The organism is Aquirufa rosea (assembly GCF_004118285.1).
Lineage (GTDB): Bacteria > Bacteroidota > Bacteroidia > Cytophagales > Spirosomataceae > Aquirufa > Aquirufa rosea.
The window spans coordinates 192,880-207,929 of record NZ_SDHY01000004.1 but is presented as its reverse complement, the minus strand read 5'-3'; the positions used below and the strand labels follow the sequence as shown (position 1 = coordinate 207,929).

The 15,050-nt window shown below is 39.8% G+C and carries 14 protein-coding genes and 1 pseudogene; 3 read left to right on the top strand and 12 right to left on the bottom strand.

Going from position 1 to position 15,050, the window contains the following annotated elements; all coding sequences use genetic code 11:
- Window positions 1-39: 39 nt before the first annotated feature.
- Complete coding sequence (locus tag ESB04_RS08080) at window positions 40-1,041, top strand: glycosyl transferase (protein ID WP_129027225.1); 1,002 nt, start codon at window positions 40-42, stop codon at window positions 1,039-1,041.
- Window positions 1,042-1,128: 87 nt separating this feature from the next.
- Window positions 1,129-1,425, top strand: coding sequence for a carboxypeptidase-like regulatory domain-containing protein (locus ESB04_RS08075; RefSeq protein ID WP_129027224.1), 297 nt, complete (start codon window positions 1,129-1,131; stop codon window positions 1,423-1,425).
- Here ESB04_RS08075 and ESB04_RS08070 read toward each other — a convergent pair whose 3' ends face one another.
- From ESB04_RS08070 to ESB04_RS08055, 4 genes are read right to left on the bottom strand one after another with little or no spacing between them, the layout of a single operon-like run.
- Entirely contained in the window at window positions 1,426-3,069 is a 1,644-nt protein-coding gene (locus ESB04_RS08070; protein ID WP_129027223.1) for an OmpA family protein, read from the bottom strand.
- A 13-nt stretch (window positions 3,070-3,082) separates the two neighbouring features.
- Window positions 3,083-3,664: an LOG family protein gene (locus ESB04_RS08065; protein ID WP_129027222.1), complete on the bottom strand. Its 582-nt coding sequence runs from the start codon at window positions 3,662-3,664 to the stop codon at window positions 3,083-3,085.
- 1 nt (window position 3,665) lies between these two features.
- Entirely contained in the window at window positions 3,666-4,553 is an 888-nt protein-coding gene (locus tag ESB04_RS08060) for a TIGR01777 family oxidoreductase (protein ID WP_129027221.1), read from the bottom strand.
- A 4-nt stretch (window positions 4,554-4,557) separates the two neighbouring features.
- Window positions 4,558-7,698 carry a glycoside hydrolase family 3 N-terminal domain-containing protein gene (locus ESB04_RS08055; protein ID WP_129027220.1) on the bottom strand — a complete coding sequence of 1,047 codons (3,141 nt, stop codon included), beginning with the start codon at window positions 7,696-7,698 and terminating at the stop codon, window positions 4,558-4,560.
- Between the two features lie 139 nt (window positions 7,699-7,837).
- Here ESB04_RS08055 and tpiA point away from each other — a divergent pair, with 139 nt between their 5' ends.
- On the top strand, window positions 7,838-8,599 hold the full coding sequence (gene tpiA / locus ESB04_RS08050; protein ID WP_129027219.1) for a triose-phosphate isomerase: 762 nt from the start codon (window positions 7,838-7,840) through the stop codon (window positions 8,597-8,599).
- Window positions 8,600-8,687: 88 nt separating this feature from the next.
- Here the strand turns inward: tpiA and ESB04_RS08045 are convergent, their stop codons facing one another.
- The 8 genes and pseudogenes from ESB04_RS08045 to recO all read right to left on the bottom strand — a co-directional run bounded on the left by ESB04_RS08045 (window position 8,688) and on the right by recO (window position 15,047).
- A complete protein-coding gene (locus ESB04_RS08045; protein WP_129027218.1) occupies window positions 8,688-9,278 on the bottom strand; it encodes a NifU family protein in 591 nt (196 codons plus the stop codon).
- Window positions 9,279-9,542: 264 nt separating this feature from the next.
- A pseudogene (rpmA, locus tag ESB04_RS12620) lies at window positions 9,543-9,791 on the bottom strand (50S ribosomal protein L27); the annotation flags it as partial.
- Between the two features lie 40 nt (window positions 9,792-9,831).
- Window positions 9,832-10,146: a 50S ribosomal protein L21 gene (gene rplU, locus ESB04_RS08035; RefSeq protein WP_129027216.1), complete on the bottom strand. Its 315-nt coding sequence runs from the start codon at window positions 10,144-10,146 to the stop codon at window positions 9,832-9,834.
- Between the two features lie 126 nt (window positions 10,147-10,272).
- Complete coding sequence (locus ESB04_RS08030) at window positions 10,273-11,439, bottom strand: AIR synthase related protein (RefSeq protein WP_129027215.1); 1,167 nt, start codon at window positions 11,437-11,439, stop codon at window positions 10,273-10,275.
- 1 nt (window position 11,440) lies between these two features.
- Window positions 11,441-12,412 carry a porphobilinogen synthase gene (gene hemB, locus ESB04_RS08025; protein WP_129027214.1) on the bottom strand — a complete coding sequence of 324 codons (972 nt, stop codon included), beginning with the start codon at window positions 12,410-12,412 and terminating at the stop codon, window positions 11,441-11,443.
- A gap of 37 nt (window positions 12,413-12,449) precedes the next feature.
- Complete coding sequence (locus ESB04_RS08020) at window positions 12,450-12,800, bottom strand: helix-turn-helix domain-containing protein (RefSeq protein ID WP_129027213.1); 351 nt, start codon at window positions 12,798-12,800, stop codon at window positions 12,450-12,452.
- A gap of 109 nt (window positions 12,801-12,909) precedes the next feature.
- Window positions 12,910-14,391, bottom strand: coding sequence for a M61 family metallopeptidase (locus tag ESB04_RS08015; protein WP_129027212.1), 1,482 nt, complete (start codon window positions 14,389-14,391; stop codon window positions 12,910-12,912).
- On the bottom strand, window positions 14,358-15,047 hold the full coding sequence (gene recO, locus ESB04_RS08010; protein ID WP_129027211.1) for a DNA repair protein RecO: 690 nt from the start codon (window positions 15,045-15,047) through the stop codon (window positions 14,358-14,360). Before recO ends, ESB04_RS08015 begins: the two co-directional genes overlap by 34 nt.
- Window positions 15,048-15,050 lie beyond the last annotated feature (3 nt).

Genomic DNA, 15,050 nt, shown 5'->3' with positions numbered 1-15,050 from the left:
GTCAACTTGTTGAAGGTTGACAATTTTTTTGATTTTATCATGCAGAAAATAGTCCTTACCATATGCTCCATCAATTATTTAGCACAAGCTAAATCATTGGGGGATTCTCTTCTACAACATAATCCAGACTACCATTTTTTAATTGGTTTAGTGGATCGTTTGGACCAATCCAGCATTGATAAATCCCAATTACCAGAGTATCCACTCATTGAATTACATACCATTGGAATAGAGGATTTAGATGAGCTTTGTGAGAAATATAATATCACCGAACTCAATACGGCGGTGAAACCATTTTTCATGGAGTATATCTACCATACCTATCCAGAAGTAGAAATATTACATTATTTTGACCCTGATATTTTGGTTTTTCAGGCACTTGATGAAATTGAAAATCCATTGAAAAACCATAGTTTGGTTTTAACTCCCCACATTTTAACTCCCTATCCAGACACGTCCCGTCCCCAAGAAACGGACCTTTTGAATACTGGAATTTTTAACTTAGGTTTCATCGGTACGAAACGAAGTCCTAATACCTTAGCATTTCTGCATTGGTGGAAGGAACGCCTCCGCGACCAATGTTATATTGATCTGGCCAACGGCATGTTTGTGGATCAATTGTGGGTAAATTTCGCACCGGTGTATTTTGATGACGTGTACATTAGTCGACATATGGGACTAAACATGGCCTATTGGAATTTGCATGAAAGAGTATTAACCGGGGAAAATATTCCTTACTCCGTGAATGATACGGTTCCCCTCATCTTTTTCCATTTTTCGGGTTATCATCCAGAAAATCCTACAGTCATTTCTAAATACCAAAATCGCTATACCTTCCAGGAAAAACCTGATGTGGCCACTATTTTCGATCAATACGCCCAAATATTGATCAAAAACGGGCATGAGATGTATAAAAAGTTCCCATGTTTTTACATTAAAGCCCCTGAAGTGAAACCTAGAAAACGCTTTCTACGAGTTAGAAAATACCTTAGCCTTCCGTTTCAAAAGGTGGTCAATTTTATCGATAAGGTTCAAATCTAATTTTCGTAGGAATTAATTATTTCATATCGATTCCTTAACCATAAGTTAATATAGGCTTCCGTTCTTTGTGCAGTATTCTGCCAATATATGAACTTATTCGTCCTAATCTTGCACATATTTTTAGTGCAAGATACCCCAATTAATCACTTAAATGGTCAAATTCTGGACAAAAGAGGAAATCCTCTACCGGGAGTTTGCATACGTTCTAATCAGTTGAACGTATACACCGACGAGAAAGGCCATTTTCAACTAAAAAATGCCTCAAGAAAAATTAAAATTTCGGCGATTGGTTACCTTCCAAAAACACAACAAATAGATAGTCAACAAAAGCAGATTACGATCATTTTGGAAGAGCAAATCCCCATAAGCTTCCAGCAGCCCTGATTATAAAATAGCGAATTCCACGCGACGATTCTGTTGTCTTCCTTCTTCCGTAGAATTATCAGCTTTAGGCTTCGTCTTTCCGTATCCTTTGGTTCTAATTCGTTCTGACTTAACTCCTGCGCTCAACAAGTAATTTTTAACCGCATCGGCGCGATCTTGAGATAGCTTGTTATTCAATTCATCAGAGCCCGTATTATCGGTGTGACCAGAAATTTCAATTTGAAGAGAAGCGTTTTCTTGCATTACCTGAACTATACGTTTCAATTCTGGGTCAGATTCCGGCGTTAAAGTCGCTTTACCCGTTTCAAAGAATAAATTATTGATGGTCATACTGGAGCCCTTGGCTATCGTCGCCATCACTAAATCCCGCTCATCTAATTCTAAATACCGTCCTCTCAGTTTACTCAAATCAATATTAATGGAGCTAGGTAAAAAACCCTTTGCCTTCGCCGTAATTCCATAATTTACTCCATACGGTAAAACTAGCTTATACAAACCCGTCTTTGGGTCAGGTTTGGCAATACCAATGGTTTTACCTGTTTTTAGGTCCTCGTAGCTGATATTAGTCTCTTCGGGAACCTTACCTGTCTGTGGATCAATTACGCGACCAGAAACCAAAACAACGGCTTCAGACTGCTCGCTGGATACGGATCTTGGACTTCCCTTAACATCTTGCTGGGCCAATATGGGTTTTTCTTCCGTTTTAGCTTGACTAGGTTTTGCGGGAGCAGGAACTTCTATCGGCTCCGGTTCTATGGCAATTCGAAAAACATCTTTTTTACCCAGGGAGTTTTTTGAAGAAAGAAAATAGGCAAAATCCCCTTTGGCAGATAAACTATAATAAGCATCATATTCCTCCGTATTAATGGGTCCTCCTAGATTGATGGGCGTACGCCAACTGGTCCAACTATTATCTAGGCGTTTGGACATATAAATATCCTGACTACCTTGTCCGCCGGGTCTATCCGATGAAAAATACAAGGTCTTACCATCAGCGGCTAAAAAAGGCGTTGTCTCTGAATGTTCGGTATTAATCGTCTTACCCAAATTCATGGGCTCAGTCCATTTGTTATCCTGCAAAAAGCTAATATATAAATCATCCCGATCAGAGTTTTTTTTCTCCGAAAAAGCCAGAAGTAAAGCCTTCCCATCCATGGTTAAATAGGCATATTCATTTTTCCCCCGACTCATTTTTTCATAATTAGGGATATCCAATTTTTCGGGTACCGACCAAGAATTTACTGTTTTTTTGGCTATCGAAAAACCTCTCGTTTCATAGGCTCCTTGCACATAGGCTCCCTTCAATAAAATGGTTTGACCATCAGGAGAAATGGACAAAATGGTATTGTATTGATCCCGATTCAACACATCTGGCATTCGCTTGGCCGTACTCCACACATCCCCAATACGCTCACTATACCAAATATCTTGTGAGCCGGCTACTGTTTCAGAACCAGTAGTTCCATATTTATTTGAGGGATGATTTTTCCTTCCAAAATACAAGGTCTTACCATCAGGTGCCATGACTGGATTTAATTCCGAGTACTCCGAATTGATCGCAGAACCCAAATTCTCTGGTAATTTTTGAGCAGAGAGCTCCTGTAAACCTACAAGTAATAAGAAAAAAACCAGATATTTAATCATTCAGAACAAGACATTAAGCTCGATAAATCCATTTCTTTTCCATTTTCTCAGGCACGTATTCCATCATCCAATCTGCCAATTTAGCCGCATCGGATTCTACATGCAATGCGGTCAAATTTCGTTCTTTTAAAAATCCTTCTTGGATCATGTGATTCAATTGCTGCAACAATAAATCATAATATCCGGCTGTATTAAAAATGGCAATGGGCATTTGATGTAAATCCAATTGTTTCCAAGTTAGCATCTCGAAAAGCTCATCAAAAGTCCCAAATCCACCTGGCATGGCAATCACCCCATCTGCTAACTCTGCCATGATTTGCTTTCTTTCATGCATGGATTCCGTGACATGGCATGTTTGAATCCCTAAGTGTTTTACCTCCCATGGCTCCATAAAAGAGGGAATCACTCCTATCACCTCTCCTCCTAAACGTAAATATTCGTCAGCCATCACGCCCATTAAACCCACACTACCTGCCCCAAAAATTATGGTGCAGTCATGTTTTTTAAGTTCTTGAGCTAAGCGTTTAACTTCCTCCTCATACACAGGGTTATTACCCTTTGATGAACCACAGTAAATCAATATTTTTTTCGACATATTAAGAAATTAAATCCGCGAGTGCTTCTGAAAATCGTACAAATCTAAACGAAAAACCGGCTTCTTTCTGTATGCGAGAGGAAGAAACTAAATTTCCACCTGTGACTAAGACTGCCATTTCTCCCAAAATGAGCTTTAAGACCCAAGCAGGGACAGGTGGTAAAAACAATGGACGATGCATCGCTTTAGCTAATTGCTGATTCAAATCGGCTTGTCGCAAAGGTTCTGGTGCCACCGCGTTATACACCCCATGCATCGATTTTTGATGTAAGGCCCAATCAAACATGGCCAATAAATCATCCAAATGTATCCAGGATTGCCATTGCCTTCCGTTACCTAAATTTGCCCCCACAAACCATTGAATAGGTTTCTGTAACACCGGTAAAATTCCTCCTCCATTTCCCATGACCAGACCTATTCTAAATTTTACTAACCGAATGCCTAAGGACTCAATGCCCGACAAACTACCTTCCCAAGCCTGTGTACATTGCGAGATAAAATCATGCCCTGGTTCGGAATTTTCCTCACATATTTGCTCCCCTGTATCAGCTCCATAATAGCCAATACCCGAGGCAGAAATAAGCGTTTGAACTTGATTAGGATGCTCTTTTAGCGTCTTAAATAAAAGAGCAGAACTTTGTACTCGGGATTGTATTAATTCCTCTTTCCTGGCCTTTGTCCAGCGTTTTTCTGCGATACCAGCACCCGCCAAGTGTACGATGGCATCCACTCCCTCCAAAGCTCTACTATCTATTTCTCCTTTGGCAGGATTCCACTGAAAATCCCCACCATGACGAGATAAAACAACTACTTCATAGCCCTTTTCTCGGCATTTTTTTTGCCATGCTTGCCCTATAAATCCAGTTCCTCCCGTGATCAGTATACGCATGATACTAATTGCCTTTTTTGATTGCCTGATAAATTACCTCATTGATACCCGTTCTGATATTCAAATCGCTAATCTTACTATTATTTCGAGTTGGGTAAACCCGATTAGATAAGAATACATACACCAAATCATGGGCAGGATCAACCCAAGTGTAAGTCCCTGTAAAACCAGAATGGCCAAAACTTTCCGCACTAGCAGAAGCTGCCGCTGAAATACCTGGTTTTTTGCGATCAGGTTTATCAAAACCTATACCCCTTCGTGAATTTTCATCCATCGAAAATGGATAAGATGTCCAAGAGCGCATGGTTTCTTCTTTGATGAATTGATTACCTCCATAATAGCCTCTTTGCAAATACATCTGCATCAACTTAGCTAAGTCATTCGCATTACCAAATAATCCAGCATGACCACTAATTCCTTGTAACAGTGCTGCACCCTCATCATGAACCTGACCGTGAATTAAAGTCTTTCTAAACAATGAATCATATTCCGTAGGTACGATTCTATCCAAGGGGAAGTGCTTATCTGCTTGATAAACTAGCGTACTTGCGCCAAGAGGCTTATAAAATGTTTCTGATAAAAACTCTGTCCATTCTTTTCCAGTCATGCGCGGAGAGACCGTTGGTAAATAATAATAGGATAAATCCGAGTACACGTATTCCTTCTTCTCTCGAAGGGGAGAGTTTTTAATCGCAGAAAATAATTGAGATGACAAGCTGGTATGTCCCCATAAATTATTAGTAATTTTTATCGGGTATTCCTCAGAATGTTGATAGGAAATCGTTTTGGGCTTCCAACGTGTGACTTCCGATTTAATATCCACACAGCTATCCCAAAGCATTTTAAGCTGCTGTTTAATCAAAGCTTTTACCCGATCCTCGCCCTGAGTTTTGGTGATAAACTTTTCCACCACACTTGTCTTTAATTCTTTTTTAGCAAATCGTTCATTGAATTTTTTGCTATGAAAAATCATGTCTGTACTGTCGATGTACTCTTGCCAAAAAGGAATCCAAGCTCTTAATCTCGCTTGATGAGTAAGCACATCCAGGTATTTTAAATTGGCTTTATTGGAGGATTTTAAATCAGGAATCAATGCGCCCATTCCCTCCTGCAAAGAAAATTTACCTTCGTCCTGCCATTTCATTAGAGCCGGAATAGAAGTAGAAATTTTAGTGATAGATGCCAAATCAAAAATATCCGTTTTCTTCAAAGGGATATTGGATTCATAGGTAGGATTACCAAAGGCCTTGTGATAAATCACTTTTCCCTCTTTGGCAATTAAAACCACCACTCCGGGCGCTCCTTTTACCTGAATGGCTAATCGGGCCAAAGAGTCTACATGTTTATTTAAATAGGCTCCCGAAAGCCCCACAGATTCTGGTAACACTTGGTATTGTAAACGGGCCAGGGAAGGGGTAGAAATTCCCATTCCTCGCACATACTTATTATTCAAAGTCACTGGGAATTTTCCCGCAGCGGCAAGTCCACCAAAAATAATTTCTGCAGCTACTTCTTGTTGGGCTATCCCATCTTGATACATGGTAATCAAAGCAGCCGCTTTCTGCAAAGAATCAAACTTGGTCAAAGTAAAGGCATTTCCCAAGTGCACAACGACCGTCTTATTGGTCACAAATCGATCCACCAATGATTTTATAGCAGGCTTTATACTATAATTATTTGCCGGACGGATCGAGGTTCCATGTATGCCCAAAAGCACGACATCGTAAGCATTTAATTTTTGCTGAGCATTCACAATACTCGTATCAGCACTGGTTTCATCTAAATAATAATGGTCCATTTCCATGTAGTTCTGAGCCATTTTTTGAAACTCAGTCGGGAATGTATTTCCATAATTTGCCTTACCAATTGCCAAGGTTGCTACTTTTATTTGATGTAAATTCCGTAAGGGAATTATGTTTTCTGTATTCTTAAGTACCGTAGCTGTTTTTTCTGCCAATTGCTTATTGAGGACTTCAGATTGTATAGGATTTAAGTCTTCAATTAAATTTTCAATCGCAATAGGTTGATATTGATCTAATCCTGCCCAGGCTTTGGCATTCAATATCTTCTTTACCCGGAAATTCAAATCTTCCTCGGTCAATTCTCCCGTACTTAAAGCCTTTTTGATGGCATTAAAGGCTGATGGAACATCCACAAATGTTTCTAGAATATCATTTCCCGCTAAGATGGCTTTTACATTGGCTGTGCCCTCAGGAAACATTTTGGTGGCCCCTTTCATATCCATGGCATCCGTAAAAACCAAGCCCTCAAATTTCAATTCATCTCTCAATAGCCCTTTGACAATGGGTTTAGAAAGGGTAGACGCTAAGTTGGCGGTGCTATCTAGCGAAGGAATATTCAAATGGCCGACCATGATACCTTGAAGTCCTTTTTGAATTAATTCCCGATAAGGGAATAACTCCAAACTATCCAACCTACTTCGAGTATGGCTTAAAAGAGGAAGGTCGTAATGTGAGTCTGTGCCTGTGTCACCATGCCCAGGAAAATGCTTGGCAGAAGTTATAATGCCCCCTTTTTGAAGCCCCCGCATATAAGCCAAGGCTTTCTGGGTAACTAAATCTCTGTCTTCACCAAAGGAACGAAAATTAATGACTGGATTATTCGGATTATTATTCACATCTACCACAGGAGCGTAGTTGACGTGTACTCCCATGCGCTTACATTGTTGAGCAATTTGGAAACCCATTTTTTCAATCAACATATCGTTTCCTTGCATCGCCCCTAAAGTCATTTGATAGGGATAGCGAACCGTAGAATCTAAACGCATATTTAAGCCCCATTCTAAATCCATTCCTATCAGCAAAGGGACTTTCGACATAGCCTGCAATTTATTGACCAATTTGGCTTGATTAGTGGGGTAACCTGCAAAAAAGACGAACCCTCCTACATGATAATCTCGAACAATAGAAAATAAACGAGTCGTATCATAGATGGGACTTGAATTACCTCGAGGCATCAAAACTTGTCCAATCTTCTGGTCTAAACTCAGGCTAGCAAAAACAGAGTCTACCCATTTTTGCTTGGCATGTGGAAATAAACTTGATTGGGCCCAGGCTGAACTGGACATTAATATGAAAAATACCACCCATACATTGGATCGAAGTGATTTAAATAAACGCATCATGAAAGATTCAAATTTGAAAATACCATTGTGAAAATACGGTAAAAGCCTGAATCTTTTGGGCTTTGGAATTGATTTTTCGAAGTAATTTTTCGTATGCAAGAAAGGAATCGTAATTTCGCCAACCAAAAAAGATGAACGTATGAGAAAAAAGATTGTTGCCGGAAACTGGAAAATGAATAAAACGGCTGCTGAGGCAGTTGCTCTAGCTACGGAAGTTGCTGCATTAGTAAAATCAGAGGTTCCCTCAAGCGTGCAGGTAATTATGGCTCCTCCTGCATTGTTTATTTCTGAAGTAAACAAAGTTACCGAAGGTATTTCCAATTTATCTGTTTCAGCACAAAACTGCCATGAAAAAGCTTCTGGAGCCTATACAGGTGAAATTTCAGCTTCTATGTTAGCCTCTGCTGGAGTACCTTATGTTATTTTAGGTCACTCAGAGCGCAGACAATATTTTAATGAAACCAATGCCCAATTGGCTGCCAAAGTGGATGCCGCATTAGAAAATAATGTAACACCTATTTTTTGTTGTGGAGAAAGCCTTGAATTGCGTGATGGTGGCGATTTTTTAGCTTTTGTGGCAGAACAACTTACGGAAAGTTTGTTCCATTTAAGCGCCGAAGCATTCGGAAAAGTGGTGATTGCTTATGAACCGATTTGGGCGATTGGAACTGGCTTAACGGCTTCTTCTGCTCAAGCGCAAGAAATGCACGCTTATTTACGTCAGCATATTGCGGCCAAATATGGTCAAGCGGTAGCCGATGATTGTTCCATTTTATATGGCGGTAGTTGCAACGCTCAAAATGCGGCAGAATTATTCGCTTGCGCGGATGTAGATGGAGGATTAATCGGTGGTGCTTCCTTGAAAGCCGGCGATTTTATCACCATTGCGAAGTCATTCTAAAATTTTGATTTTTTTCTAAACCTTGACAGCGTTTGAAACGCTGTCAAGGTTAACGATAAGTCGCTATATTTCTTGTCCAAGAAATTGATTAAACACCCTCTGCGACTACTTCTTTCACCTGAGGAATCATTCTTGTCAGCAAGGCCTCAATACCTGCCTTTAAAGTCATCGTAGAAGATGGACACCCAGAGCAAGAACCTTGTAATAGCACTTTTACTTGGCCAGACTCTTCATTAAATGAGTAAAAGGAGATTGCCCCACCATCAGACTCCACGGCAGGTTTCACATACTGCTCCAATGCATCTTTAATCTTGGCAATTACTTCAGAATCGTTGCTATCAGCATCCGGCATCGCACTTTCTGGCAAACTAAAAATAGGTCTTTTTTCTTCGAAGTATTTCTTCAAAAATTGCTTAATACCAAATAGCTCATCCTCCCAAAGTACATGTTCTGCCTTAGTCAGCGTAACAAAATTACTGGTAATGAAAACCCTTTTGACAAAATCAAACCCAAATAAGGCAACCGCCAATGGGGAGTTTTTATCTTTAGTTAGTCCATCCGCTGGCTGAGTATAATCAAATGACATCCCATCGGGTAACAGTTCCACATTGAATACAAACTTCATAGATTGTGGATTGGGAGTAGATTCTGTGTATATGTGTATGGGTGAATTCAACATAGAAATTTTATTTTGCTCAACAAAGTTAGTGGCTTTTTAGTTTCAAAAGCACAAAAAAAACCTGATGTACTCACATCAGGTTCTTTCTTACATCTTCAAGACAAATTATTCAGCTGCTGGAGCTGCTTTCTTTGCTGGAGCTTTCTTAGCTTTTGGCGCAGCTTCTACTGCAGCTTCCACTGCTACCTCTGCTTTTGGAGCAGTTTTCTTTGCTGGAGCCTTAGCCACTGCTGGCTTATCTGCTGCTACAGCTTGAGAAGCTAATGGTAATACGTGAACAAAAGAACGTCCTTTGAATCCCTTTTTGAAGGCGATAACACCATCAGATAAAGCAAACAAGGTATGATCTTTTCCCACACCTACATTTAAACCTGCATTGTGAGCTGTTCCTCTTTGACGAACAATGATATTTCCTGCTACAACTTCTTGGCCACCAAATAACTTAACACCAAGTCGTTTACTATGCGATTCGCGACCGTTTTTGGATGATCCGGCCCCTTTTTTATGTGCCATGTTTTAATATATTAGAACGTGTAAAACGTTGATTAAACAATTATTTTAAAGAAATCGACTCGATCAAAACTTTCGTCAAATCTTGACGATGACCATTCATTTTTTGATAACTCTTTCTACGCTTCTTCTTGAAAACCAAGACTTTCTCTCCACGTACGTGAGCTACAATTTTTCCTGTGATTTTAGCCCCTTCTACAGTGGGTGCTCCTACGGTCACATCTCCGTCTTTGTCAACAAGTAAAACCTTGTCGAATACCAGTGCAGCGCCTTCCTCTCCCGCCAAACGGTGGGTATAAACGGAACGGTCTTTCTCAACTTTAAATTGCTGCCCGGCAATTTCTACGATTGCGTACATTCTTTTATGTATTTAAGTGAAACAATCCCACGAGGCTAGGAATACCTTTCAAAAGCCTTTTAAATGGGGGTGCAAATATAAAAAGTTAAAGACAAACTTGCAAGTAAGCCTCTGATTTAATTACAATTAATACACAAACTCGCCGAATTCACTGCGTATCGTCAACTTCTTTACTGGCGCTAACTCTACTCGACCAATGATCTGAGCAGGTATGCCAAAGCTTTGAGAAATTTGGATGATTTGTTCCGCAAATGTTGGATTCACATATATCTCCATCCGATGCCCCATATTGAAAACCTGGTACATTTCTTGGTAACTAGTCCCGCTTTCTTTTTGAATTAAATCAAACAAAGGAGGTACAGGAAACAGATGATCCTTAATGATGTGTACCTGATCCACAAAGTGCATTACCTTCGTTTGAGCACCTCCAGAGCAATGTACCATACCATGAAGATGTGGCCTTAATTCTTCTAAAATAGCCTTTATAACCGGCGCATAAGTCCTTGTTGGCGATAAAATCAATTGCCCTACATTCAGTGGGGTACCAGCGACTGGTTCCGTCAATTCACGAGAACCCGAATACACCAAATCATTAGGAACTTGCGGGTCAAAGCTTTCTGGGTATTTTGAAGCTAAATACTTAGCCAAAACATCATGGCGGGCAGAGGTCAAACCATTACTTCCCATTCCTCCATTATACGACTTCTCATAAGTTGCTTGACCGTCAGAGGCCAATCCAATAATCACATCTCCTGCTTGTATGTTTTCATTGGAGACCACCTCCTCGCGCTTCAATCGAGCTACTACTGTACTATCAACGATAATGGTACGTACCAAATCCCCCACATCTGCCGTTTCGCCTCCCGTACTGTAAATTCCTATGCCGTTATCCCTCAGCATTTGCAATACCTCTTCCGTTCCCTGAATAATCTCTGCTATCACCTCACCAGGAATCAAATTTTTATTTCTGCCAATCGTACTGGATAACAACATATGGTCCGTAGCACCGACACATATTAAATCATCCGTATTCATAACAACGGCATCTTGAGCAATTCCTCTCCAAACTGAAATATCTCCCGTCTCTTTCCAATACAAATAAGCCAAAGATGATTTTGTCCCCGCACCATCTGCATGCATGATGTTGCAATATGTATCATCTCCACCCAACATATCAGGTGAAATTTTACAAAATGCACGAGGAAATAATCCCTTATCCAAAGTAGATATGGCTTTGTGTACATCGTCTTTTGATGCCGAAACCCCTCTTTGTAAATACCGCTCTGAAGACATATTAGGCTAATTTTAATTGTGCAAATTCTTTGGCAAAATATGTCAGAATAACTTGCGCGCCCGCTCGTTTGATGGCTAACAAACTTTCCAACATGGCTTTCTCGCCATCAATCCATCCATTTTGTGCAGCAGCTTTTATCATGGCATATTCCCCTGAAACATTGTATGCTGCTATGGGTAAATGACTATTTTCCTTCAACAAAGAAATGATATCCAAATAAGCTAATGCGGGTTTTACCATCAAAAAGTCCGCACCTTCCATCTCATCCAATTCCGCCTCAATCAATGCCTCCCTACGATTCGCAGGATTCATTTGGTAGGTTTTCTTATCCCCAAACTTAGGCGCTGACTCTAATGCATCCCGAAAAGGTCCATAAAATGCGGAAGCGTATTTTGCCGTATACGCCATAATTCCAACCTCTTCAAAACCCGCCTCATCCAATGCTTGACGCAAATAGCCAACCCTTCCATCCATCATATCTGATGGACCAATCAACTTGCTTCCGGCCTGCGCTTGTGCAATGGCCATTTTGGCTAAAACCGGCAATGTTTCATCATTGAGAATTTTTCCATCACGCACGACGCCATCATGACCATCTGAGCTGTAAGGGTCCATCGCCACATCTGTTAATAAACTGATTTCCGGAAAACGCTTACTGATTTCATAAATGGACTCCGTATAAATATTACCTTTTTTATGACTCTCCGATGCCATGGAATCCTTTTTGGATTCTGGAATTTGAGGAAATAAAGCAAATGATTGAATACCTAGTTTGACACAAGATTCAATTTCAGATAATAATAAATCCAAAGTAAAACGGTGAATTCCGGGCATGGAAGAAATCTCTGTTTGAGTTTGCTTACCTTCCATCACAAATAAAGGAAACATCATATCCTTGACAGATAGCCTGTTTTCCTCCACCATAGAACGAATTACGGAACTTTGACGATTTCTCCGAGGTCTTTGCAACATGATTAATCAAATTAGTTCGCAAAGTTACAGAATTAATTTAACCTCCTTGCTCCAATTTTTCAGCCAATTGAGCAATTTTCAATTGCAAGTCTAAAATCAAACGTAAGGATTCTTCAAATTCTTTCCTCATCACAAAGCCATAAGCCTCATTTGAATTTAGTTCCTGCGTATTACCAATAGTCAAAGCAGGTTTTTCCATCAAAACTTCTCCCAAATCAAATTCCAATACCTCCGCAATTTGTTTCATCCTGGATAAAGATGGATCCGTTTGTCCGCGCTCAATTTTTGAATAAGAAGAGGTCGAAATATTCAATTTCATAGCCACATAATCTTGGCTATATCCCTTATCAGATCTAATTTTTCGAATACTTTTTGCGAAGTCTTTCATCGCAGTAAAATTCCAAAAGAATTAGAGGATTGATGTGTGCTTCAAATGACATAAAATAAACTTTTGTGACATTTACAATCATTTGACGACAAAAAATGTCGATTATCAATTAATTGATAGCACCTTGAAGCCAAATTCGAGCATCATCATTCAATTCGTCTTGCAAATGATGCAATAGTAATCCTCTATCTGACATCTCTATTTGTAATCCCACAAATTCCAACAACTCATTTAAAGGTAATTCCAAAGGCTCATTGCCCTCCACCCAAATCTCCCAAAACTCCTTCAGGCTCCCTTCATATACTTCTTCTACCACGGCATAAACATCTGCCAACTCATACCCTTGTTGAGGTATACCAAATTGCTGATTCATTTGTAGCATTACCTCACGTATTGACCTCCGATGATTGAACTTTTTCCGAATCAACAAATCAATCGCCAGGGCAACAATAGCCCCCTTGTAATAAATTGAAACACGTTTTCCCGGAATGGCCTTCCCATAACCATCCAACCATAAGTCGATGGAGCTTTCAATCAAGGATTGTCTAGCCTCTCCATCGCGCTCAAAATGCAACTTCAAATTACCTAATAAGGCCGCCAAATATTCTTCTGAACTATATACTCCCGAGGCAACCAAAAACCAGTCGCCCAAATAGGTAGTAACACCTTCTACAAACCAAGCCGTAGTAAAATATATTTCCTGGTCATATCGATAGGGTAATAATTCTTTGGGACGAATAGTCGCAATATTCCAAACATGAAAAAATTCATGCGAGGCCAAGCCAATTAAATCATCATATAAATCCCTGTTACTAGGCCCCAATACCATCATCGTAGAATGAAGATGTTCTACGCCATGATAATAAGCCTCCTCTTTAATCCAATGTAAAAACCGATATTTCTTGACGGGAAAATGCCCCATCCAGGACAATTGATAGGCCACAATTTTTTGATAGGCTCCTAAAATCCGTTCATGAAATAATCCAGATAAACCCATTCCCTCGGCCGAAAATTCATATTCTCCCTCCCTCCATGAATGTATACTAATCGACTCGCCAGCTAAAAATACGGAATCCACCAATTCCCAATAATTAGACGATTCCCAACATCCTAAATTTACCTCTTTCAAGGAAGTAGCTACTTGCCAAGATTCTGGTAAATCCACCTTCACTTCACAGGGTTTCAACTCCTCCCCATGTACATAAATCAAACAATTGATGAAATTGATGTAGAGCATTTCAGCAGAGGAAACACTACCTCCCGCATCTGCTTGTTGGGCATAATAGGAATACCTTATCTCTATCTCTTGAGCTTCATCCACATACATTTCCCAAGCAGAAGTGCCTTTTTTTCTAAGAGTTAATTCCTTTCCTGATTCAGCAAATGCTTTAATTTGAGGGATATTTTTTGAAAAATGTTGAGCCTGATATCTCCCTGGTCGCCAAATAGGCAGCTGTAAACATAAATCCCCTGGATTTACCACTTGAAAGCGAAAAACAATCTGCAAAAATGAATCATTCTTTGCGGAGCGACTAATCCGATAACTATTCCTCTGTTTCATGAGGCCATCACTTCTTGTAAAACCTGCCATGATCTAATTTCTCCGATTGTCTCTAAATGTAATTGATAATAATGTAACATCAGACTCAATAAATCTCTACGCTGCTGCTTCGTCATGGAAACAGCCACCCCAAAACCTGAATGAATTAACTGATCCAAAATAGGAGATAGATCGCCTATTTTTTCCGCTGTTATCCAAGGACTCATTTGCTTAAAAAACTCGGAAGAATTACTCGACCCAAAACCCAAATAAGCACTCAATTCCCATAAAAATTGAATATGAAAATTTTCCACAGGGCTTTCTGATCTATCCAAGTGCTGGAATGCCTCCTCCAAATAATTAAACAATGTCACATTTCCTTCCTCCTCTTTCAATACCTTTCCAAGTATCTCACTTAAAAAAAGGGCAATACTAGACTTGACAATATCGAAGGGTATTTGCTGATAAGGAAAATAACATTTTGCCTCAGAAATACGATGTAACCCTTTCCCGGGTTTATGATATACCTCCAGATCCAACATTGTTAATGGCTGAAAAAGAGCCATTTTATGCTTTGCTTTGGCTGAGCGAACACCATTTTCTATGTAGGAGGCAATGCCATATTCTGCTGTGTAAATGTTGATTAATAAGGAGGTCTCACGATAACGTAAATAATTGATAACAATTCCCCGCGTTTTCTGCTGCATGGC